21 protein-coding genes are annotated in these 19,688 nt (G+C 63.3%); 13 read left to right on the forward strand and 8 right to left on the reverse strand.

The features are described from left to right. Positions 1–45 precede the first annotated feature (45 nt). Positions 46–2,151 (reverse strand): RelA/SpoT family protein, encoded by a 2,106-nt coding sequence (locus WG907_RS09830; protein WP_340232600.1) that lies wholly within the window; start codon positions 2,149–2,151, stop codon positions 46–48. A 135-nt stretch (positions 2,152–2,286) separates the two neighbouring features. Between WG907_RS09830 and WG907_RS09835 the strand changes: the two genes are divergently transcribed. From WG907_RS09835 to WG907_RS09845, 3 genes are all read left to right on the forward strand, one after another. After that, positions 2,287–2,766, forward strand: coding sequence for a winged helix-turn-helix transcriptional regulator (locus tag WG907_RS09835; RefSeq protein ID WP_340232601.1), 480 nt, complete (start codon positions 2,287–2,289; stop codon positions 2,764–2,766). Positions 2,767–2,845: 79 nt separating this feature from the next. After that, positions 2,846–3,952, forward strand: coding sequence for a sensor histidine kinase (locus WG907_RS09840; protein ID WP_340232602.1), 1,107 nt, complete (start codon positions 2,846–2,848; stop codon positions 3,950–3,952). Beyond that, positions 3,949–4,752: a LytR/AlgR family response regulator transcription factor gene (locus WG907_RS09845; RefSeq protein WP_340232603.1), complete on the forward strand. Its 804-nt coding sequence runs from the start codon at positions 3,949–3,951 to the stop codon at positions 4,750–4,752. The genes WG907_RS09840 and WG907_RS09845 overlap by 4 nt, the downstream gene beginning before the upstream one ends. Before the next feature lie 3 nt (positions 4,753–4,755). On the opposite strand, the gene WG907_RS09850 is transcribed toward WG907_RS09845, so the two are convergent. After that, a complete protein-coding gene (locus WG907_RS09850; RefSeq protein ID WP_340232604.1) occupies positions 4,756–5,172 on the reverse strand; it encodes a GtrA family protein in 417 nt (138 codons plus the stop codon). Positions 5,173–5,217: 45 nt separating this feature from the next. Between WG907_RS09850 and WG907_RS09855 the strand changes: the two genes are divergently transcribed. After that, a complete protein-coding gene (locus WG907_RS09855) occupies positions 5,218–7,134 on the forward strand; it encodes a hypothetical protein (protein WP_340232605.1) in 1,917 nt (638 codons plus the stop codon). Here the strand turns inward: WG907_RS09855 and WG907_RS09860 are convergent. Beyond that, positions 7,096–7,554: a nucleoside deaminase gene (locus tag WG907_RS09860; protein WP_340232606.1), complete on the reverse strand. Its 459-nt coding sequence runs from the start codon at positions 7,552–7,554 to the stop codon at positions 7,096–7,098. The two genes, WG907_RS09855 and WG907_RS09860, sit on opposite strands and share 39 nt — an antisense overlap. 40 nt (positions 7,555–7,594) lie before the next feature. After that, on the reverse strand, positions 7,595–7,816 hold the full coding sequence (locus WG907_RS09865) for a hypothetical protein (RefSeq protein WP_340232607.1): 222 nt from the start codon (positions 7,814–7,816) through the stop codon (positions 7,595–7,597). Between the two features lie 156 nt (positions 7,817–7,972). Here WG907_RS09865 and rpmB point away from each other — a divergent pair, with 156 nt between their 5' ends. Beyond that, on the forward strand, positions 7,973–8,266 hold the full coding sequence (gene rpmB / locus WG907_RS09870) for a 50S ribosomal protein L28 (protein ID WP_340232608.1): 294 nt from the start codon (positions 7,973–7,975) through the stop codon (positions 8,264–8,266). Positions 8,267–8,323: 57 nt separating this feature from the next. On the opposite strand, the gene WG907_RS09875 is transcribed toward rpmB, so the two are convergent. Then, complete coding sequence (locus tag WG907_RS09875) at positions 8,324–9,331, reverse strand: esterase-like activity of phytase family protein (protein WP_340232609.1); 1,008 nt, start codon at positions 9,329–9,331, stop codon at positions 8,324–8,326. Between the two features lie 179 nt (positions 9,332–9,510). Between WG907_RS09875 and WG907_RS09880 the strand changes: the two genes are divergently transcribed. Then, on the forward strand, positions 9,511–9,924 hold the full coding sequence (locus tag WG907_RS09880; protein ID WP_340232610.1) for a glycine zipper 2TM domain-containing protein: 414 nt from the start codon (positions 9,511–9,513) through the stop codon (positions 9,922–9,924). A gap of 60 nt (positions 9,925–9,984) precedes the next feature. Here the strand turns inward: WG907_RS09880 and WG907_RS09885 are convergent, their stop codons facing one another. After that, positions 9,985–10,251 (reverse strand): hypothetical protein, encoded by a 267-nt coding sequence (locus WG907_RS09885; RefSeq protein ID WP_340232611.1) that lies wholly within the window; start codon positions 10,249–10,251, stop codon positions 9,985–9,987. A 77-nt stretch (positions 10,252–10,328) separates the two neighbouring features. Next, complete coding sequence (locus WG907_RS09890; RefSeq protein WP_340232612.1) at positions 10,329–10,553, reverse strand: circumsporozoite protein; 225 nt, start codon at positions 10,551–10,553, stop codon at positions 10,329–10,331. A 215-nt stretch (positions 10,554–10,768) separates the two neighbouring features. Between WG907_RS09890 and WG907_RS09895 the strand changes: the two genes are divergently transcribed. The 7 genes from WG907_RS09895 to WG907_RS09925 all read left to right on the forward strand — a co-directional run bounded on the left by WG907_RS09895 (position 10,769) and on the right by WG907_RS09925 (position 18,182). Next, complete coding sequence (locus tag WG907_RS09895) at positions 10,769–11,740, forward strand: ArsR/SmtB family transcription factor (RefSeq protein ID WP_340232613.1); 972 nt, start codon at positions 10,769–10,771, stop codon at positions 11,738–11,740. After that, positions 11,737–12,684 (forward strand): methylenetetrahydrofolate reductase, encoded by a 948-nt coding sequence (metF, locus tag WG907_RS09900; protein ID WP_340232614.1) that lies wholly within the window; start codon positions 11,737–11,739, stop codon positions 12,682–12,684. Before WG907_RS09895 ends, metF begins: the two co-directional genes overlap by 4 nt. After that, positions 12,681–13,727 (forward strand): homocysteine S-methyltransferase family protein, encoded by a 1,047-nt coding sequence (locus tag WG907_RS09905; protein WP_340232615.1) that lies wholly within the window; start codon positions 12,681–12,683, stop codon positions 13,725–13,727. Before metF ends, WG907_RS09905 begins: the two co-directional genes overlap by 4 nt. Positions 13,728–13,826: 99 nt before the next feature. Next, positions 13,827–16,427 carry a methionine synthase gene (metH, locus tag WG907_RS09910; protein ID WP_340232616.1) on the forward strand — a complete coding sequence of 867 codons (2,601 nt, stop codon included), beginning with the start codon at positions 13,827–13,829 and terminating at the stop codon, positions 16,425–16,427. Between the two features lie 45 nt (positions 16,428–16,472). Next, positions 16,473–16,907 carry a DUF488 domain-containing protein gene (locus tag WG907_RS09915; protein ID WP_340233023.1) on the forward strand — a complete coding sequence of 145 codons (435 nt, stop codon included), beginning with the start codon at positions 16,473–16,475 and terminating at the stop codon, positions 16,905–16,907. Between the two features lie 93 nt (positions 16,908–17,000). Continuing rightward, entirely contained in the window at positions 17,001–17,939 is a 939-nt protein-coding gene (locus tag WG907_RS09920) for a right-handed parallel beta-helix repeat-containing protein (protein WP_340232617.1), read from the forward strand. A 39-nt stretch (positions 17,940–17,978) separates the two neighbouring features. Next, positions 17,979–18,182 (forward strand): hypothetical protein, encoded by a 204-nt coding sequence (locus WG907_RS09925; RefSeq protein ID WP_340233025.1) that lies wholly within the window; start codon positions 17,979–17,981, stop codon positions 18,180–18,182. Here WG907_RS09925 and WG907_RS09930 read toward each other — a convergent pair. Further along, a complete protein-coding gene (locus WG907_RS09930) occupies positions 18,179–19,576 on the reverse strand; it encodes a helix-turn-helix domain-containing protein (protein ID WP_340232618.1) in 1,398 nt (465 codons plus the stop codon). The two genes, WG907_RS09925 and WG907_RS09930, sit on opposite strands and share 4 nt — an antisense overlap. Positions 19,577–19,688 lie beyond the last annotated feature (112 nt).

Here is a 19,688-nt window from a genome sequence, read left to right on the forward strand (position 1 = left end):
GCCTCGCTACGTTCTATGGCCCATACCGTCGACCCACACTCGCTTTCAAACCCGGTCCGCCTGCACCACCACGTCGATCGCGCGTAAGGCCGACAAAATCCGCATCAGATGTTGCGCGTCGGCGACTTCCAGGTCGATGATGTCGGTGTGGAACGGGCCTTCGCGGTTGACGAGTTGGAGGTTGAGGATGTTCGCCTTGGTCGCGCCGAAGACGTTCGCGACGGCGGCGAGCGCGCCCGGCTGGTTCTTGACGATGACCGAGAGGCGCGCGGCGCCGCCCTTGGACTTGGCGTCCCAGCTAAGGTCGACCCAGTCGTCGTCCTGGCCGGTTTCGAGCGAGCGGCAATCGATCGTGTGAACCTCGATCGGCTCGCCGGTGCGGCGAATGCCGACGATGCGGTCGCCCGGCACCGGATGGCAGCAATCGCCCAGATTATAGGCGATGCCGGGCGTCAGGCCGCGGATCGACACGGGGGCATGCTGGTGCTGGTGCGAATCCTCCATGCCCTTGGCTGATGTCGATCCCGGCATCAGCGCCTCCATCACTTCTGAATCGAGCAGGCGATGGGTCGCAATCGCGATCATCAAGGCGGCGCGATCCTCCAGCTTCAGCCGCTTGAGCGCGGCCTTGAGCGCCTTGTCGCCGAGTTCAGGCACCAGTTCGGCGGGAAAGCGGCCGACGATTTCCGCGTACAGCTTTTCGCCGAGCGCGATTTCCTCGCCGCGCTGTTTCTGGCGGATGTAGCGGCGGATGGCGGCGCGCGCCTTGCCGGTGATGGCGAAGGTCAGCCAGCCGGGCTGCGGCTCCTGTCCGCCCGATTTGAGGATTTCGACCTGGTCGCCATTTTCGAGGGGGGTGCGCAGGGGCACGACCCGGCCATTTACCTTTGCGCCGACCGTCTGGTTGCCGAGCGAGGTGTGGACGGCATAGGCGAAATCGACCGGCGTCGATCCCTTGGGCAACTGGTGCAGCTCGCCCTTGGGCGAAAAGGCGAAGATGCGGTCCTGATACATCGCCATGCGCGTATGTTCGAGCAGCTCGTCGGCGTCCTGGCTCTGTTCGAGGATTTCGACGAGGTCCCGCAGCCAGGCGGCGTGATGATCGCCCGCGTCGCCCTTTTGCTTATAGGCCCAGTGCGCGGCCAGGCCCAGTTCGGCGTTGCTGTGCATGTCGCGGCTGCGGATCTGCACCTCGATCCGGGCATTGTCCTGATGGATGACGGTCGTGTGCAGCGAGCAATAGCCGTTGCGCTTGGGGGTGGAGATATAATCCTTGAACCGGCCCGGCACCATTTTATAGGTCTGGTGGATCACGCCGAGCGCGCGGTAGCAATCTTCCGTCGAATCGGTGATGACGCGAAAGGCCATGACGTCGGTCAGCTGCTCGAAGCTGATATGGCGCTCCTGCATCTTTTTCCAGATGGAATAGGGGTGTTTTTCCCGTCCCGAGACCGTGACCGGCAACCCCTTGCCACCCAGCAGCAATTGCAGTTCCGCGCCGATCCGGTCGACCTTGTCATGGCCGCCCTCCTTGAGCTGTTCCAGCCGTTTGGTGATGCTGGCATAGGCTTCGGGTTCGAGTTCGCGGAACGCGAGCAACTGCATTTCGCGCATGAAGTCGTACATGCCGATCCGCTCCGCGAGCGGGGCATAGATATCCATCGTCTCCCTGGCGATGCGGCGGCGCTTGGCGTCATTCTTGATGAAATGGAGCGTGCGCATATTGTGCAGCCGGTCGGCGAGCTTGACCAACAGCACGCGGATGTCGTCGGACATGGCGAGCAGGAATTTGCGCAGATTTTCCGCCGCGCGCTCATTTTCGCTCATCGCCTCGATCTTCGAGAGCTTGGTGACGCCGTCGACCATGCGGGCGACATCCTTGCCGAACGCGGCCTCGATCTCCTCATGGGTAACGAGTGTATCCTCAATCGTGTCGTGCAGCAGCGCGGTCACGATCGTCTGGTCGTCCAAATAAAATTCGGTCAGAATACCCGCCACCTCGATCGGGTGGCTGAAATAGGGGTCGCCGCTGGCGCGCTTCTGGGACCCGTGCTTCTGGACCGAAAACACATAGGCGCGGTTGATCATCGCCTCGTCCGCTTGCGGATCATAGCGTTTGACGCGTTCGACGAGTTCATACTGGCGTAACATTATGCGCCCGATAGTGTGGGAAGCGCCTTGTGGTGCAACAAAAAAATCCCATCTTCGTGGAAATAAAGGGATTTGGAGGGGCCAGAGCGCGGCCTTTTTGCAACAGCCGCAGCTTTGCGCTATCAAGGTCGGACGATGACTCAGAATTTGGCGCAGGATCTGGAACAATGCGCGCTGCCGGCGGCGCTGGAAGCGATGGGCGAGCGCTGGTCCTTTATGATCCTGCGCGGCGCGCTGTCGGGGATTCGCCATTTCGAGGAATTCCAGTCGTGCCTGGGGATCGCCCGCAACATCCTCGCCAACCGGCTCACGCGCCTTGTCGAAAACGGCATCATGCTCCGCCAGCCGATGCAGTGCGACCGGCGGAAGGTCGAATATCTGCTGACGGAAAAGGGGCAGGAACTGGCCCCTGTGATGATCGCCCTGCGGCAATGGGGTGAAAAATGGGGCTGTGCGCCCCCTACCTGCCAGGTTCTGGCCGACCGGCGGGATGGGCTGCCGATCCGCAGGATCACCATTCAGGCGCATGACGGCCGGTCTCTGGGACTGGGCGATCTGGTGTGGCTGGGGGAGGATGACATGACGTCGGCGGTTCAGGAACCAGCCGCCGCCTGATGCCGATGTGCCGCCAGTGAACGATCCCGCGCCGTCCCGCCGCTTCACCACGGCGCTGAAATCGCCTAGGTTCGCGCCCATGTCAGTGCATCGTTTCCAGCCGCAACCGTTTTTCGCGGACAAGAACCGCGCCTTCTGGAACCTCCAGTCCTTGGGCTGGGCGGGGGCTTTTCTGCTCCGTGGCTCCTCCACCATCGCCAATGGCCAGTCGCTATCCAGCCTGATTTCGGTCCTCATATCGACCGTGACCGGCTATTCGGTGACGCTGCTGATCGCGGTGATGTTCCGGTTCCTGCTCAAACAGCGGCCGATCATCACCTGGGGCGTATCGATCGTGACGGTCGTCGCCGCTGCGGGATTTGTCGCCTTTGTCGAGGCATGGGTATTTTCGACCCAGAATCAGGGCAGCGACACGGCGGGGCTTCAGCTGTTTCTGGGCGCATTTTATCTGTCGATGACCCTGCTGGGCGCCTGGTCGGCGCTCTATTATGCGATCAATTTCTATCTGACGGTGGAAGAGCAGGCGGATCAGTTGCTGCGGCTGGAAAGCCAGGCGTCGAGCGCGCAACTGGCCATGTTGCGCTATCAGTTGAATCCCCATTTCCTGTTCAATACGCTCAACAGCATTTCGACGCTGGTGCTGCTCAAGCAGACCGACCGGGCGAACAAGATGCTCTCGCGCCTCTCGTCCTTCCTGCGCTACACGTTGATCAACGAGCCGACCGCGCAGGTGACGATCGAGCAGGAGATCGAGACCCTCAAACTCTATCTGGAGATAGAGAAGATGCGGTTCGAGGACCGGTTGCGCCCGGTCTTTCACATCGATCCGGCAGTCGCCCAGTCGCGCCTGCCCTCGCTGCTGCTCCAGCCGTTGGTCGAGAATGCGATCAAATATGCGGTGACGCCAAAGGAAGAGGGCGCCGAAATCTCCGTCACGGCGCAGCCTGCCGGTGAAAATGTTCGGATCATCGTATCGGATACCGGGCCGGGATTGAACGAGGGGCCGGTGAGGCCGAACAGTCTCGAAGCCATGGGCACGGGTGTCGGTCTCGCGAATATCCGCGACCGGCTGATCCAGGCCTATGGGGAACGACAGAGCTTTGACACGCGTTCCACACCGGGCGGTTTTTCGGTCATCATCGAAATGCCCCTCAATATGGAAGAACCAACGAAAGTGGCCGCATGACCATCAGAACGATCCTCGTCGATGACGAAAGCCTGGCCATACAGGGCCTCGCGCTGCGTCTCGAAGCGCATGAGGATGTCGACATCATCGAAACCTGTAGCAATGGCCGTGAAGCCATTCGCGCAATCAAGACGCATAAACCCGACCTTGTGTTCCTCGACATCCAGATGCCGGGCTTCGACGGCTTTTCCGTCGTCCAGGGGCTTATGGAGGTGGAGCCACCGCTGGTGATTTTCTGCACCGCCTATAGCGACCATGCGATCCGCGCGTTCGAGGCGCAGGCCGTGGATTATCTGATGAAGCCGGTCGAAGAGGGGCGGCTGGCCGATGCGCTCGACCGGGTGCGGCTGCGCCTGTCGGAAAAACGGCAGGTGCAGGAAGCGGAGAAGCTGCGCGAAGTGCTGGCCGAGGTCGCGCCGCAGGCGATGAGCGATTTCAATGCGGCCGATGACGAAGGGCCGGCGTCGAACCGCTTCGAAAAGCTGATCAACATAAAGGATAGGGGCCAGATTTTCCGCGTCGACGTGGATTCGATCGAACGGATCGACGCGGCGGGCGATTATATGTGCATCTATACCGCCGACAATTCGCTGATCCTGCGCGAAACGATGAAGGATCTGGAAAAGCGGCTCGACCCGCGCAATTTCCAGCGGGTGCATCGCTCGACCATCGTCAACCTCAGCCAGGTGAAGCAGGTGAAGCCGCACACCAATGGCGAATGTTTCCTGGTGCTGGAATCGGGCGCGCAGGTGAAGGTCAGCCGGTCCTATCGCGACGTGGTGGCGCGGTTCGTTCACTGACGGTCATTTGAACACCCATTGCCGGTTGAGGCCGAACACAACGGCCGGCGTCACGAAGATCATGGCCGGGATGGGCGACCATTCCGGCCATTGCATGTAGGTGACCGCGATCCCGACCCAGAGCGCGTTGAGCGCATAGCTGATGAGCGAAACGGCGATAAAGCGGACGCTGCGTGCGGCGTGGCTGCCTTCCGCGCCATGCCCCCGGAAGGTGAAGGCGTTGTGGAGCAGATAGCCGATCACGACTGCCGCGCCATAGCCGATGCCATTGGCGAGCTGCGGATGAAAGCCCGCGAGCGCGGCGAGGCTCCAGTAGATCGCGGCCTGACAGGCGGTCACGAACAGGCCGGTGAGGCCGTAGCGAAAGATCTGCCAGAAAAAGGCTTGTCGCTCGGGCGAGAGCCGTTGGATGATTTTCATGCTCAGCCCCGTTGCGCTTTGATGCGGAGCGTCTAATCGACCGACATGATCTTGCAAAGCGGGCAAAGCCTTCGCGATCGCGTCGGATATGGGGCAGGGCGGCTCGTCGATTGGGGCGAGCGCCACTGGAAATGGCTGACCTTCCTGATCTGGGTCGCCATCGTCGCGGGTTTCCTGATCAATCGCTGGCCTGCTATCCACTGGCTGACGCTCGGCGATACCGACGATAATATCCGCTATGTTCAGGTGAAGGACTGGCTGGCGGGGCAGGGCTGGTTCGATCTGCGGCAATATCGGCTCGATCCGCCCGGCGGCGCGAATATTCACTGGTCGCGGCTGGTCGACCTGCCGCTTGCGGGCCTGATGCTGTTCTTCGGGGCGTTCGTCGATCAGGGGCTTGCGGATAGGTTGGCGTGCGGGATCGCGCCGCTGCTGCCGCTATTGCCGCTGATGTTCAGTCTGGGCTTTATCGCCCGGCGGCTCGCAGGCGATGGACCCAATGTCCGGGGCGCCTGGCTTTTCGCGGTGCTTGCCCCGCTCGCCGCGCAGATGAGCATGGGCATGTTCGTGCCGATGCGGATCGATCATCATGGCTGGCAGCTGGCGCTGGCGGTGACGATGCTGGCGGGGCTGGTCGATCGCAACTGGCGGCGGGGCGGGATCGTCGCTGGGGTCAGCAGCGCGCTGTCGCTGGCGATCGGCATGGAGATGATCGTCTATCTCGCGGCGGGCGGCGCGCTGATCGCGCTGCGCTGGGTGTTCAGGGAGGGGGCGGGGCGGCGCATGCTGCCCTATGCGCTGAGCCTTGCGGGGTCGGTGTCCATCCTGTTCGTGACCACGGCGAGCTATGCCAACCGGCAGATGGTGTGCGACGCGCTGTCGCCGATCTGGGTCGCGATCTTCGCCGCAGTCGGCGCAGGGATGACCTTGCTGGCGCTACTGCCGTTGCGCAGCTGGCCCGCGCGGCTGGGCGCGGGGCTGGCGGTCGGCGCGGCGGTCGCACTGTTCGCCTGGATCAACTGGCCGCAATGCCTTAGCGGCGCCTATCAGATATCGCCCGAATTGCAGCGTTTGTGGCTGGCCAATATCCGCGAGGCCAAGCCGCTGACGGCGCAGGCGCGCAGCGTGGTCGTGCCGCTGATGGCGATTCCGGTAGCGGGCCTCGCTGGGCTGATCTTCGCCCTCTGGTCGGCGCGGCGCGATAGTGACAGGCTATGGGCCTGGGCCACGGTCGGGCTGATGATGGTCTTTTCGACCGCTTTGCTCCTCTGGGCGTTGCGGGCCGGGCCTGCGGCGCAGTTGCTGGCGGTCCCCCCTGCCGCCTGGGCCGCGCATCGGATGCTGGCTGGCATCGCGACCGGGCGGCCGCTGGTGCGGATAGGGGGCTTGGTTGGTGTGGCGCTGCTGGCGGCGATCATCTTTGCCTATCCGCTCTATCCGCAAGCCAACCGGCTGTGGGCGCAGGCGACGGGCACGACACCCAAGCCCTGGCGGCGGTCGGCCATCGCGCGGACGGATGCGATCAACAGGGCCAATAGCCGCTGTCGCACTCTGCCCGCTCTCGAACTGCTCAATCAGCTGCCGCCGGCGACGATCTTCACCATGGTGGACCTGGGTCCGCGTTTGATCGCGACGACGCATCATAGCGCGATTGCCGGCCCCTATCACCGCAACGGCGCGGCCATCCTCGACATCCAGCATGGGTTCGACGGCCCGGCCGATGCCTTCCGGCCGATCGCCGCGCGGCATCATGCGACCTATCTGCTGATCTGTCCCAATTTCCCCGAAGGCACCATCTATGCGGCGCGCAATCCGCGCGGCTTTTATGCCGGGCTGATGCGGGGGCAGGTGCCGGGCTGGCTTGATCCGGTATTTCTGCGCACCGGCCTTACCCTTCCCTATACGCTTTACCGGATCGACTATTCAGCGCCGGGCGGCGAAAAAGTCGCGCAGCAGCGCTGAGGCTTCCGCTTCGGCCAGCCCGCCATAGACGTCGGGACGGTGCAGACATTGCGGCTGAGAAAAGAGGCGGGGTCCCTGTTCTAGTGCGCCGCCCTTGGGATCGGACACGGCATAATAGAGCCGCGCGATCCGGGCGTGAGACATGGCTCCGGCGCACATGGGACAGGGTTCCAGCGTCACCCACAGGTCGCAACCGGTGAGGCGGAAATCGCCTATACGCTTCGCTGCCGCGCGCAGGGCGACGATTTCGGCATGGGCGGTTGGATCATTGTCGCGTCGATTGCGATTCTCGCCCTCACCGATGATTCGCCCTTCCTGCGTTACGACCGCACCGATCGGCACTTCGCCCGCGTCCCCGGCGTTTCGCGCGAGATCGAGTGCACGGCGCATGGGAGCGGGCAGGGGAAAGGGCGGCGACACGCACGAGGCCATACACGAACGGCCCCGCGTAGCGAACATATCAGGGCTTTTTGACGGCGACCGTGGGCACTTCGACCGTCTCGTTGCGCGTACCGACTTCGACCTTTGCGACGTTCGCCTCATATTTTGGCAGCGCGCCCTTTTCGATGGCGATTTCGGGCAATTGCCCGTCGCGCGTTTTCTGCACGTCGATGAAGCCAAGCGCGATCGCGGCACCGATCGCCAGCAGCACGATCAGTAATAATCCACCCAAGACTCGCATTCTGCCCTCCTATCGGTTACGGGGCCAGCAACGCCTGGAGCTGGATAAAGGTTGCGAAAGCGGCACGATCTCCTGCCCCGTGCGGGTTGACGAGGTCTGGATATGCCGCTATCCGCGCCGCTTTCCGGACGAACCCGAATACAAGGTTGATTGACTATGTCGCGCATCTGCGAACTGACCGGCAAGGGCCGCCAGGTGGGTCACAATGTGTCCCACGCGAACAACAAGACCAAGCGCGTATTTCTGCCCAACCTGCAGAATGTGTCGCTGATTTCCGAATTGCTCGAAACCAGCGTCAAGCTGCGCGTGTCGACCCACGGCCTGCGCTCGGTCGAGCATAATGGCGGTCTCGACAATTGGCTGGTCAAGACCAGCGACGACAAGCTGTCGCTCAAGGCGCGTCGCCTCAAGCGCGACATCGTCAAGAAGAAGGCGGCTGCCGCCGCCTGATTCGCCCTGTTGGCGGAGACGTAAAGAGCGGTCCGGCGACGGGCCGCTTTTTGGCGTTCAGCGTTGCGGACGCCAGATTGCCGGGGGCAGGGCGAATTTCAGCAGCAGGCTGCGCTGAAAAAATTCGTGATTATCGTCGGATGTGATCCATACGGCCGTTTGATTGCCATCCCTGCTGATGGCGATCCCTTCGAAATTATCGGCCTGAAGCGGCGGCGCGAGCCGGGCGAGGGTGCGTGCCTGAAGCAACGCGCCCGGTCTTGGGCCGGCGGGCAGATCGACGATGGCGATCGTCGCTGTGAACAGGTCCTGGAGGGTCACCCGCCGGTTGAGAACGAGCAGATGGCGCGCGTCGAGCGCGACCGCGTCGGTCGGGCGATAGCCGCGTGGCGGCGCATAGCGCAGATGGATCGGAGCGGGAGTGCTGTCTTCCGCGGGGTCGCCCGCGAACAGCAGAGAATCGTGCCGGCCATCGGCGGTCATGCCCATTTCCGATATCGCCAGAAAGCGACCATCGGGCAGCCGGGCCAGCGATTCGATCGACCCGGTCTTTGGCCAGGCGACGATGTCGGGCCATGTTCGGCACGCCTCGACCCGGGCAAAACCGGGCGCGTAGCGACATATTTCCTGCCGCAGCTCGAAGCCGACCCAATAGCGGTCGGTTTCGGGATCATGCGTGAGCGCTTCAGAATCCCACACCCACCAGGGCTGGTCGCGATCCTGCGGTCGCACGGGGAGGGGCGCGAGAAAAGGCCGACGCTGTGCTTCGCCGGGGCCCGCGTGAAATCCCATAAGCGTTCCGCTGTCGCTCAGGCCCAATATGTCGCCGGCGGGGTCGATCAGCAAAGCCGAGATGCCGCCAAAGCCGGGGTTCGCGCTCGTCAGTTCCCAACCGCCAAGATAGCGGAGCTGGCCGGCCTGCCGCTGGGCCGGGTCCGCCAGACTGAGCGGCAGCGCGCGCGCCGACACCAGCAGAGCGCCCGCGCGAATGATGGCGGGCTTGTTCACAGGGGGTGCGGGCAGCAGCAGGATCGCAAGAGCGAGGACGATCAGGATTCGGCGCATCGCCAGTGGCCATAGGCCAAATGCGGGCGGGAAACAGCCCGTGCAGGCCGACCGAAAGCTGAACGCGCGCTGTCACGGCCATTCAGGCTCCGCTCAACGGCGAATCGGCATAACAGGATCAATCGATGGCGAATCACCTGATGGATGCGCCTAGGGCAATGGCAAGGAGGAGCAACGCCATGAAGACCAAGTTTCTGATCAATATGGGTGCGGCCCTGGCAATGGGCGTCGCTTCCCTCGCAGCGACCGCCAGCCCCGCCATGGCGCGTGACGGCTATTATCGCGGCTATGACCGGGGCGATTATTATCGCGGCAATCGTGGCGACTATTATCGTGGCTATCGCGGCGATTATTATCGCGGCGACGGCTATCGCGGCTATCGCGGTTATCGCAACACTTATCGCGGCGGCTATCGCTGCCGGGACAGCGGCACGGGCGGGACCATCATCGGCGCGATCGCCGGCGGCCTGCTGGGCAATGAAGTGGGCAAGGGCAGCGGCCGCTATGGCCGTCGCGGGGACGGCACGACAGGCGCGATCCTGGGTGCCGGCGTCGGCGCCCTCGCTGGCCGGGCGATCGACCGCGACTGCTAAGCGATCGACTTGAATATTTAGGAAAGGCCGCTCCGCAAGGGGTGGCCTTTTTTATGGCCTTCAGGGCCGTGTCGTTGCCCCGCTATCAGGTGCCGGATCGGGCGCGACCCGTTTCCGGTCGGCTCTCGCGGCGGCGGTAGCGGCGGGATTAATGTTTCCGCTCAGGGTTTTCGCGTCGCCCGAGCGAGCGTCCAGCATCGCGGCTGCATCATTGAGGGCGCTGGCCTCGCTCGCGCTGACGCCGCCGACGCCCTCGTCCGGTGCCGAACCACAGGCGGCGAGCCCGAACGCGGCGGCTACCGCTGCATAAGGGCGAATGAAGGCCATGATGTCCGCTCCAAACAGAAAGGGCCGCTCCGTTTCCGGCGCGGCCCTTTCGTATATCATTTTTCCGAAGCCGGAAATTACATCGCGTTCGCGGCGTTGTTCGTCGCGTTGGCGGCAGCATTGCTGGCGTTGCTGGCGTTGTCGGCCGCATTGACGGCGGCGTTCAGGGCGTTGTCGGCAGCGTTGGATGCATTTTCAGCGGAATTGGCAGCGTTGTTCGCAGCATTGTCGTGGCCGCCCGAACAAGCGGTGAGGCCGAGCGATGCGGCGAGAACGAGCGAAAGAGCAATCGATTTGGTCATGGGCAAAAACCCCTCTCTGAGAATAAAACGGTGCAGACAACTCTCGGAGAAAAGCTCACCCCCCCATTGCGCCTGCCGCTCGATTCCTAATGCTTTGGACCGGGCAAGGCAATCCCCATCATGCGCATGGGCGGTTGCGCTCTGATCAAGGCAATATGAGCTGTCCACCATGCTAGGCATTGACGTATATAAAGATTTCTTTATATGGTCATGTCATGAGCGCGGCAATCGAGATTTTCAGGGCTTTTGCCGATCCGACCCGGCTGCGGATCGTCCATCTTCTGCGCGCGATGGAGCTTGCGGTAGGCGAGATCGCGCAGGTCGTGGGGCAAAGCCAGCCGCGCGTATCGCGCCATGTGCGCATTCTCGCCGAAGCAGGGCTGGTGGAGCGTCGCAAGGAGGGTAACTGGGTGTTCCTGCGCCTAGCGCGGAGCGCCGAGGTTGCGCCGTTCATCGCGCTGCTCGACCAATTGCGTCCGAGCCCGAGCGAGCGATTGTGGCAGGAGGCCGATCTGGCGCGGCTTGCGGCCGTAAGGGCCGACCGGTCGCGCGCCGCCGAGGCCTATTTCGCCGAACATGCGGAGGAATGGGATGCGATCCGTTCGCTCCACGTCGCCGAGGCGGAGGTGGAAACGGCGATGACCGCGCTGCTTGCCAGCCAATCTTTGGGGCATCTGCTGGATATCGGCACAGGGACCGGGCGGATGATCGAGGTTTTCGGCCCGGGCGCCGATCATGTCACGGCGCTCGACCGCAGCCCGGACATGCTGCGCCTCGCCCGTGCGAAACTGCCAGAGGATGCGGCCGGGAAATATGCCCTGATGCTGGGCGATTTCGGGGATCTGCCGTTGGAGGCCGAAAGCAGCGATACGATTTTGCTCCATCAGGTGCTCCATTATGCACAGGCACCTGAAATGGTGATCGCCGAAGCCGCACGCGTCGCCCGGATCGGCGGTCGGGTCCTGATCGTCGATTTCGCCGCGCATGAGAGGGAAGAATTGCGGACGCGCGACCAGCATTCGCGTCTTGGCTTTTCGGATGATCAGATACAAGGCTGGTTCGCCCGCGCGGGTCTCGACCTGGAGCAGGTTGAATCACTGCCGGGACAGGAACTTACGGTGCAATTATGGCTCGGACGCAGGCGGGGCGCCCGCATCCTGCGACACGAAGAACGGATTTCTGCATGATATCGACCAGCTCCCCCGAAGATGAGGCGCGCCGCGCTTTCGATGCGCCGCTTTATGCGGACCTCGCCGGCGACCTGAATGTCAGCTTCGAATTTTTTCCGCCCAAGACGGACAAGATGGAAGAGCAGCTATGGTCGGCGGTCGAGACGCTCAGTCCGCTGGCGCCGAAATTCGTGTCCGTGACCTATGGCGCGGGCGGGACGACGCGCGAGCGCACCCATAATACGGTGGCGCGGATCGCCAGGGAAACGTCGCTGGCGGCGGCGGCGCACCTGACCTGCGTGGCGGCGAGCAAGGCCGAGATCGACGACGTGGCCGACGCCTATTGGGACGCGGGCGTGCGCCATATCGTGGCGCTTCGTGGCGATCCGCCGGTGGCCGGCGCGAAGTTCGAGCCACATCCGCAAGGCTATCAGGGTGCCGCCGAACTGGTCGACGGGCTGCTCAAACGGCATCCGTTCGAGATTTCGGTGGCGGCCTATCCCGAAACCCATCCCGACGCGCTGAGTGCGCAGAGCGATATCGACAACCTGAAACGCAAGATCGATGCGGGCGCGACGCGGGCGATCACCCAATTCTTTTTCACGCCCGACGCCTTTTTTCGGTTCCGCGATACGGTCGCGGCGGCGGGGATCGATGCGGACATCATCCCCGGCATCATGCCGGTCAGCAATTTCGGCGCGGTTCAGCGCATGTCGGCCATGTGCAACACGCAGGTGCCAAGCTGGATGGGTCGGCTGTTCGAGGGGCTGGACGAAAAGCCAGCCGCGCGCCAGCTGGTGTCCGCCACTCTTGCCGCCGAATTATGCCGCAGGCTTTATGCGGGCGGGGTGCGCGACCTGCACTTCTACACGCTGAACCGGGCGGAGCTGAGCTATGCCATCTGTCATCTGCTGGGGCTTCGGCCGCAAGTGAGCGCGCCCGAACTGGAGAAAACCGCATGACCGCCGAAGAACAGTTTCGCGCAATCGCTGCCGAAAAAATCATGGTGTTCGATGGCGGCTATGGCACGTCGATCCAGAAATATGCGCTGACAGAAGCCGACTATCGTGGCGACCTTCCGCTCGAAAAGGATCAGAAGGGCAATAACGACCTTCTGTGCCTGACCCGCCCCGACATTGTGGAGGCGATCCACACCGCCTATCTGGATGCCGGCGCTGACATGCTGGAAACCAACAGCTTTTCGTCGACCCGGATCGCGATGGCCGATTATGGCTGCGAGCATCTGGTGCGCGAGCTCAATATCGCCGCCGCGCATATCGCGCGCAAATGCTGCGACGCGGCGACCGCGAAGGACGGTCGGCCGCGTTTCGTCGCCGGGTCGATCGGGCCGACCAACAAGACGCTGTCGATTTCGCCCGACGTCAACGATCCCGCCTATCGCGAGGTCGATTATGATGCGCTCAAGGCCGATTATCGCGAACAGTGCGACGCGCTGATCGAGGGCGGGGTGGATTTCCTGCTGGTCGAAACCTGTTTCGATACGCTCAACGCCAAGGCGGCCGGCATGGCCGCGCGCGAAGCCGAGGCGGCGGCGGGGCGTCCGGTGCCGCTGATGCTGAGCTTCACCATCACCGATATGTCCGGCCGCAACCTGTCGGGCCACACGATCAACGCCTTCTGGTATTCGCTGCGGCATTTGAAGCCGCTGACGATCGGGGTGAACTGCGCGTTCGGCGCGGATCTGCTGCGGCCCTATCTGGCGGAGTTGTCGAAAAATGCCGATACGCTGATCCTCGCCTATCCCAATGCCGGCCTGCCCAATGAACTGGGGCAATATGACGAACTGCCGGAAACGACGGCGAGCCTGATCCGGCAATGGGTGGACGAGGGGCTGGTCAATATCGTCGGCGGCTGCTGCGGCACGACGCCCGCGCATATCAGTGCGGTGGCCAGAGCGCTTGCCGGGCATAAGCCGAGGCAGGTGCCGGAACTGCCGGTAGTGACTCGGCTTGCCGGGCTGGAACCGATGCACATCGCGGCGTGACATAATAGCGTCATCCCAGCGAAAGCTGGGATCTCGTGCCTCCTGGGGCGCACTTCAATATGGGGAGACCCCAGCTTTCGCTGGGGTGACGAACAGAAAATGACCACCAAATCCACCGCCACTTTCGTCAATATCGGCGAGCGCACCAACGTCACCGGCTCCGCCAAGTTCAAGAAACTCATCATGGCGGGCGACTATGCCGCCGCGATCGATATTGCGCGCGATCAGGTGGAGAGCGGGGCGCAGATCGTCGACGTCAATATGGACGAGGGGCTGCTCGACGCGGTCGAGGCGATGACGACGTTCCTCAAGCTCATGACGGCGGAACCGGACATCAGCCGTGTGCCGGTGATGATCGACTCCTCGAAATGGGAGGTGATCGAAGCGGGCCTCAAATGCGTGTCGGGCAAGCCGATCGTCAATTCGATCAGCATGAAGGAGGGCGAGGAAGCCTTTCTGTTCCACGCCCGCAAATGCATGGCCTATGGCGCAGCGGCGGTCATCATGGCGTTCGACGAGACGGGTCAGGCCGACACGAAAGAGCGCAAGGTCGAGATTTGCGAGCGCGCCTACAAGCTTTTGATGACGATCGGCTTCCCGCCCGAGGATATCATCTTCGATCCCAATATCTTCGCCGTGGCGACGGGGATCGAGGAGCATAATAATTACGGCATGGACTTCATCGAGGCGTGCCGCGAGATCAAGGCGCGCTGCCCGCATGTCCATATTTCGGGCGGGCTTTCCAATTTCAGCTTCTCGTTCCGGGGCAACGAGCCGGTGCGCCGGGCGATGCATTCGGTGTTCCTCTACCACGCCATTCCCGCCGGCCTCGACATGGCGATCGTCAATGCGGGCCAGCTCGACGTGTATGACACGATCGATCCCGCGCTTCGCAAGGCATGCGAGGATGTGCTGCTCAACAGCGACCCCGAAGCCGGCGACCGTCTCGTCGCGCTGGCCGAAAGCTTCAAGGGCACCGATGCCGCGACCGAAAAGGCCGCGCAGGAATGGCGCAGCTGGCCGGTTGCCAAACGGCTGGAACATGCGCTGGTCAAGGGGATCGACATGTTTGTGGTGGAGGACACAGAAGAGTGTCGCCTCTCCGCCGAAAAGCCGATCCATGTGATCGAAGGGCCGCTGATGGACGGCATGAACGTCGTCGGCGACCTGTTCGGCGCGGGCAAGATGTTCCTGCCGCAAGTGGTCAAGTCCGCCCGCGTCATGAAAAAGGCGGTCGCGCATCTGCTGCCCTTTATCGAGGCCGCCAAGGAACCCGGCGCCAAGGGCAAGGGCAAGATCATCATGGCGACGGTCAAGGGTGACGTGCATGACATCGGCAAGAATATCGTCGGTGTCGTACTCCAGTGTAACGGCTTCGATGTGATCGACATGGGTGTCATGGTGCCGTGGCAGGACATCATCAAGGCCGCCAATGACCATGACGCCGACATGATCGGCCTGTCGGGCCTCATCACGCCTTCGCTGGACGAGATGGTGACGGTCGCGGCCGAAATGCAGCGCGCCAATATGACGATGCCGCTGCTGATCGGCGGCGCGACCACATCGCGGGTCCACACGGCGTTGCGCATCGACCCGGCCTTTACCGGACCGGTCGTGCATGTGCTCGACGCCAGCCGCGCCGTGGGCGTGGCGACCGCGCTGGTCTCGGATACGCAGAAGAGCGATTTCGTGCAGAAGACCAAGGATGATTATGAGCATGTCCGGGTCGCGCGCGCGAATAAAGGGCAAAGCGCCCTGCTTAGCATTGAGGATGCGCGAGCGAACGCGTTCGAGATCGACGAGAGCCTCAAAGCGCCGCGTCCGCTGCTGCCCGGCGTTCATCGCTTTCCCAATTGGGACCTGAAGGACCTTCGCGACTATATCGACTGGACGCCCTTTTTCCGCGCGTGGGAACTGGCGGGCAATTATCCCGCGATCCTGGAGGACCCGGTCGTGGGCGAGAGCGCACGCAGCCTGTTCGCCGACGCCCAGGCGATGCTGGATAAGATTATCAATGAGAAATGGCTGACAGCACGCGGCGTCGCGGGCCTGTGGCCCTGCCGGCGCGAGGCCGACGACATCATCGTCCATGTCGAGGACGAAAAACATGTGCGCCTGCCCATGCTCCGCCAGCAGATCGCCAAGCGCGAAGGGCGCGCCAATATGTGCCTGGCCGATTTCATCAGCCATGATGGCGACTGGATCGGCGGCTTTGCGGTGTCGATCCACGGCATCGAGCCGCATCTGGCGAAGTTCAAGGCCGCGATCGATGACTATTCGGACATACTTTTGAAAGCGCTGGCGGATCGGCTGGCGGAGGCCTTTGCCGAGCGGCTGCATAAATATGTGCGGACCGCGCTATGGGGCTATGCCGAGGGCGAGCAACTGACCAACGAAGCGCTGGTGAAAGAACAGTATCGCGGCATCCGCCCCGCGCCGGGCTATCCCGCCTGTCCTGAGCACAGCCTTAAGCCGATATTGTTCGATATGCTGGACGCGCATCATGCGACCGGCGCGACGCTGACCGAAAGCTTCGCGATGCTGCCGACGGCGGCGGTCAGCGGCTTTTACTTCGGGCACCCCCAGGCCGAATATTTCGGCGTGGCGCGGGTGGGACGCGATCAGCTAGCGGATTATGCGCAGCGGCGCGGCATCGATCTGGACACCGCGGAGCGCTATTTGCGGCCTAATCTGGATTGACCTGTGCCGACTGGCATTGTGCCGGTCGGTTCCTATCTTGACGCCATGAAGATTTTCACGATCGGTTATGAGGGCGTGACGCAGGCGGAACTGGTCGCGACGCTTGCTGAGGCAGGCGTTCGCCTGCTGGCGGACGTGCGCGCGGTGCCCTTGTCGCGCCGGCCGGGCTTTTCCAAGAATATCCTTGCCGCCGGGCTGCGCGAGGCGGGAATCGACTATCGGGGGTATAAGGCGCTCGGCACGCCGCCCGAAGGCCGCGAAGCCGCGCGGAAGGGGAACCATGCCCGGCTCGCGGAAATCTATGCGGGCCAGCTCGATTTGCCCGAGGCGATCGTGCAGGCCGAACAATTGAAGGGGGCAGCGGCGGAAACGCCGACGGCTTTGCTCTGTTTCGAGCGCGATCCTTGCGGTTGCCATCGGTCTTTGCTGCTCGACGCCATCCTGCCCGATGCCGAGCGCGTGGACCTGTTTCCCGGTTAAGCATTGATGCGCAGCCTGTCCCATAGTGGGGCGGGCGGGCGTTAACCACTTGTCTTTGTTGGCGGCGTGTCGGGCGGGGCCTATCAGGCGAGCATGCGTATCCTTTCCACAACCCTGCTCGTTTCGGCGGCGATCGCCGCCACTGCCTTCGCGCAAAGCGCGCCAGCGCCCTTCACGGTCGTGGAGACGGGGCGGGTCTATGGCTCGCTGAACGATGCCATCGGCGCGATCGGCGGCGGAAAGGGAACGGTCGTGATCGCGCCCGGCAGCTATCGCCAGTGCGCGGTGCAGTCCCAAGGCGACGTCACCGTGAAGGCGGCGACGCCTGGGTCGGTTATCCTCGACGGGGTCGTGTGCGAGGGCAAGGCGGCGCTGGTGCTGCGCGGCCGGTCGAGCATCGTCGACGGGGTGATCTTCCAGAATCTGCGCGTGCCCGATGGCAATGGCGCGGGCATCCGTCTGGAGGGTGGCAATCTGACCGTGGTCAACAGCCTGTTCCGCTACAGCGAGGAAGGCATATTGAGCGGTGACAATGCCGGCGGCTCGGTGACGATCGACAAGTCGACCTTCCGCCATCTGGGCCGTTGCGACCGGGATCTCGACTGCGCCCATGGCGTCTATATCGGCCGCTATGGGAGCCTGACGGTCACGCGGTCGCGCTTCGACCAGGGCGATGGCGGCCATTATCTCAAGACCCGCTCGCGTCGCGTGACGATCACCGACAATAGTTTCGACGACAGCGCCGGGCGGCTTACCAACTATATGATCGACCTGTCCAACGGCGCGAGCGGGACGATCCGCGGCAATGAGATGGTGCAGGGCAAGGACAAGGATAATTGGAGCGCCTTCATCACCGTCGCGCCGGAAGGACGGGAAAATGACAGCGCGGGGCTGGCGATCGAAGGCAATAGTGCGAGATTCGTACCGGGGCTGACCCGCAACAGCAGCTTTGTCGCGAATTTCACCGACGATGCCGTCCGGATCGGCCAGAACCAGCTGGCGCCGGGGATCAAGGTTTCGGACCGGCGCTGAATCCTTGCCCGATAAGGCCGATTGTCCGATAGTCGCGCGATGCGCACCACCTATAATGACGCGACCGTCCGCCTCTATCATCTGAGCGACGCCGATGGCGGCGGCGGAGCGGAAACGATTTTTTACGGATCGCTGGACGAGGCGATGCGGATCGCCGCGCAGCAGCCCGAGGATGTGCAGGACGGGCTGTTCCTCGCCACGGATAACGATGTTGTCGCCTATATCGATCTGCTTGAAAACTAACTGTCGGTAAAGCCGAACGGCGCGCGGGTGCGGCGATTGTCGTCGGGCAGCATTTCGCGGCCGATCGGCGGGGCGGAGCGGGCTAGGCATGCGCTGCGATGGCACAGGCGGCAGGTGACGCCGATTGGCGTGGGTGTCGACGGCGCGGCGTCCTGCGCGTAGATCAGTCGATGGGCTTGGTCCGCCGCACAGCACAGCGCCACGGCGCGTTGGACCCTGGGCGCGCCCCAGCCGCCGCCGCCCGCCGTCACCGTGCGCGCAATCGAGAAGAAACGCTCGCCATCGGGCAGTTCGAGCCATTGGGTCACGACCTCGCGCGGGGTTTCGAACACGCGATGCACCGACCAGAGCGGGCAGGAGCCGCCATGCCGCGCGAAGGGGAAGCCCGCGCCGTCGAGCCTTTTGCTGACATTGCCGGCCGGATCGACCCGCAGGAAGAAGAACGGCACGCGCTCCTGCCCCGGCTTTTGCAGGGTGGTGAGTCGATGGGCGGTTTGTTCGAAACTGGTGCCGAACTGGCGGGCTAACGCTTCGACATCATAATGGCGCACCTCCACCGCTTTGGCGAACGCGGTGTAGGGCATCAGGATGGCGGCGGCGGCGTAGCTGGCGAGCGCGCGGCGGGCGAGGCGACGGCCGCTCTCGCTGAACTGCCCGTCCTTCAGGATGGCATCGACGCCCCTGCGCATGTCGAGATAGGCGATCTGGAGCGCGAGCTGGAATTGCGCGCTGGCGCTGTCGAGCGTGTCGTCCAGCAGCACCGCGTCGCGATGCCGGTCGAGCCGCCGCATCGATCCGCCCATGACATCGGTGGGCAGGCGGCGGACGCGCAGATTATGGCGCGCCTTGAGCCATTCGGTCAGGCCGCCCATCTGGTCCGCTTCCGCCGCCAGTTTTTCCGCCTCGTCGTCCAGCGACGGAAAGCTGTTGCGTCGGGCGGCGAGGAAGCGGCGCGATTCGGCCACGGGGTCGGCGGCATCCTGCGCCTCGGCCTCTCGCCCCACGCCTTTGTCGGCGAGTGCCAGATGTTCCTCATGATAGCTGGTGTAGAGCCGCAGCAAGGCTTCGGTGATGCCGGGGTAGTTGACCGCAACGTCGCCGGTGGCGAGCGTCGGCAGGTCGATGTCCGCGAACATCGGGTCCCTGAGCACCGCTTGTAACCGGGCGGTCTGTTCCGCGCCGCCATCGCCCGCGACCTCCGCCATGTCGAGTTTGTAGGTGCGCGCCAGCCGCAGCAGCATGTCGGCGGTCAGCGGCCGCTGGTTGCGCTCGAGCAGGGCGACATAGGAGGCGGAGATTTCAAGATCTGCCGCCATGTCCGATTGGGTGAGGCCAAGCTCGCGCCGCAGCCGCCGCAAGCGCGGCCCCATATAAACCGGGCGATCCTTGGCCATAGTCGCGACTCCTGTCTAGGCTTTACAACTTTACAGCAGAAATTTGTAAAGATCGACAACTGAACGGCCAACCATTTGCTGCGTCGCAAAAGTTTGGGTTAGGCAGGGACAT

Origin of the sequence: Sphingobium fluminis (assembly GCF_037723805.1) — a bacterium.
GTDB lineage: Bacteria > Pseudomonadota > Alphaproteobacteria > Sphingomonadales > Sphingomonadaceae > Sphingobium.

Excerpts from the sequence above, each read along its gene's own strand:
- WG907_RS09880 (WP_340232610.1), top strand. The coding sequence starts at position 9,511 with ATGAAGACCAAGTTTCTGATCAATATGGGTGCGGCCCTGGCAATGGGC.
- WG907_RS09875 (WP_340232609.1), bottom strand. The coding sequence starts at position 9,331 with ATGCGCCGAATCCTGATCGTCCTCGCTCTTGCGATCCTGCTGCTGCCC.
- WG907_RS09850 (WP_340232604.1), bottom strand. The coding sequence starts at position 5,172 with ATGAAAATCATCCAACGGCTCTCGCCCGAGCGACAAGCCTTTTTCTGG.
- WG907_RS09845 (WP_340232603.1), top strand. The coding sequence starts at position 3,949 with ATGACCATCAGAACGATCCTCGTCGATGACGAAAGCCTGGCCATACAG.
- metF (WP_340232614.1), top strand. The coding sequence starts at position 11,737 with ATGATATCGACCAGCTCCCCCGAAGATGAGGCGCGCCGCGCTTTCGAT.
- WG907_RS09930 (WP_340232618.1), bottom strand. The coding sequence starts at position 19,576 with ATGGCCAAGGATCGCCCGGTTTATATGGGGCCGCGCTTGCGGCGGCTG.
- WG907_RS09830 (WP_340232600.1), bottom strand. The coding sequence starts at position 2,151 with ATGTTACGCCAGTATGAACTCGTCGAACGCGTCAAACGCTATGATCCG.
- WG907_RS09915 (WP_340233023.1), top strand. The coding sequence starts at position 16,473 with ATGAAGATTTTCACGATCGGTTATGAGGGCGTGACGCAGGCGGAACTG.
- rpmB (WP_340232608.1), top strand. The coding sequence starts at position 7,973 with ATGTCGCGCATCTGCGAACTGACCGGCAAGGGCCGCCAGGTGGGTCAC.
- WG907_RS09925 (WP_340233025.1), top strand. The coding sequence starts at position 17,979 with ATGCGCACCACCTATAATGACGCGACCGTCCGCCTCTATCATCTGAGC.
- WG907_RS09840 (WP_340232602.1), top strand. The coding sequence starts at position 2,846 with ATGTCAGTGCATCGTTTCCAGCCGCAACCGTTTTTCGCGGACAAGAAC.
- WG907_RS09865 (WP_340232607.1), bottom strand. The coding sequence starts at position 7,816 with ATGCGAGTCTTGGGTGGATTATTACTGATCGTGCTGCTGGCGATCGGT.
- WG907_RS09920 (WP_340232617.1), top strand. The coding sequence starts at position 17,001 with ATGCGTATCCTTTCCACAACCCTGCTCGTTTCGGCGGCGATCGCCGCC.
- WG907_RS09890 (WP_340232612.1), bottom strand. The coding sequence starts at position 10,553 with ATGACCAAATCGATTGCTCTTTCGCTCGTTCTCGCCGCATCGCTCGGC.
- WG907_RS09885 (WP_340232611.1), bottom strand. The coding sequence starts at position 10,251 with ATGGCCTTCATTCGCCCTTATGCAGCGGTAGCCGCCGCGTTCGGGCTC.
- WG907_RS09905 (WP_340232615.1), top strand. The coding sequence starts at position 12,681 with ATGACCGCCGAAGAACAGTTTCGCGCAATCGCTGCCGAAAAAATCATG.
- WG907_RS09835 (WP_340232601.1), top strand. The coding sequence starts at position 2,287 with ATGACTCAGAATTTGGCGCAGGATCTGGAACAATGCGCGCTGCCGGCG.
- WG907_RS09855 (WP_340232605.1), top strand. The coding sequence starts at position 5,218 with ATGATCTTGCAAAGCGGGCAAAGCCTTCGCGATCGCGTCGGATATGGG.
- WG907_RS09895 (WP_340232613.1), top strand. The coding sequence starts at position 10,769 with ATGAGCGCGGCAATCGAGATTTTCAGGGCTTTTGCCGATCCGACCCGG.
- metH (WP_340232616.1), top strand. The coding sequence starts at position 13,827 with ATGACCACCAAATCCACCGCCACTTTCGTCAATATCGGCGAGCGCACC.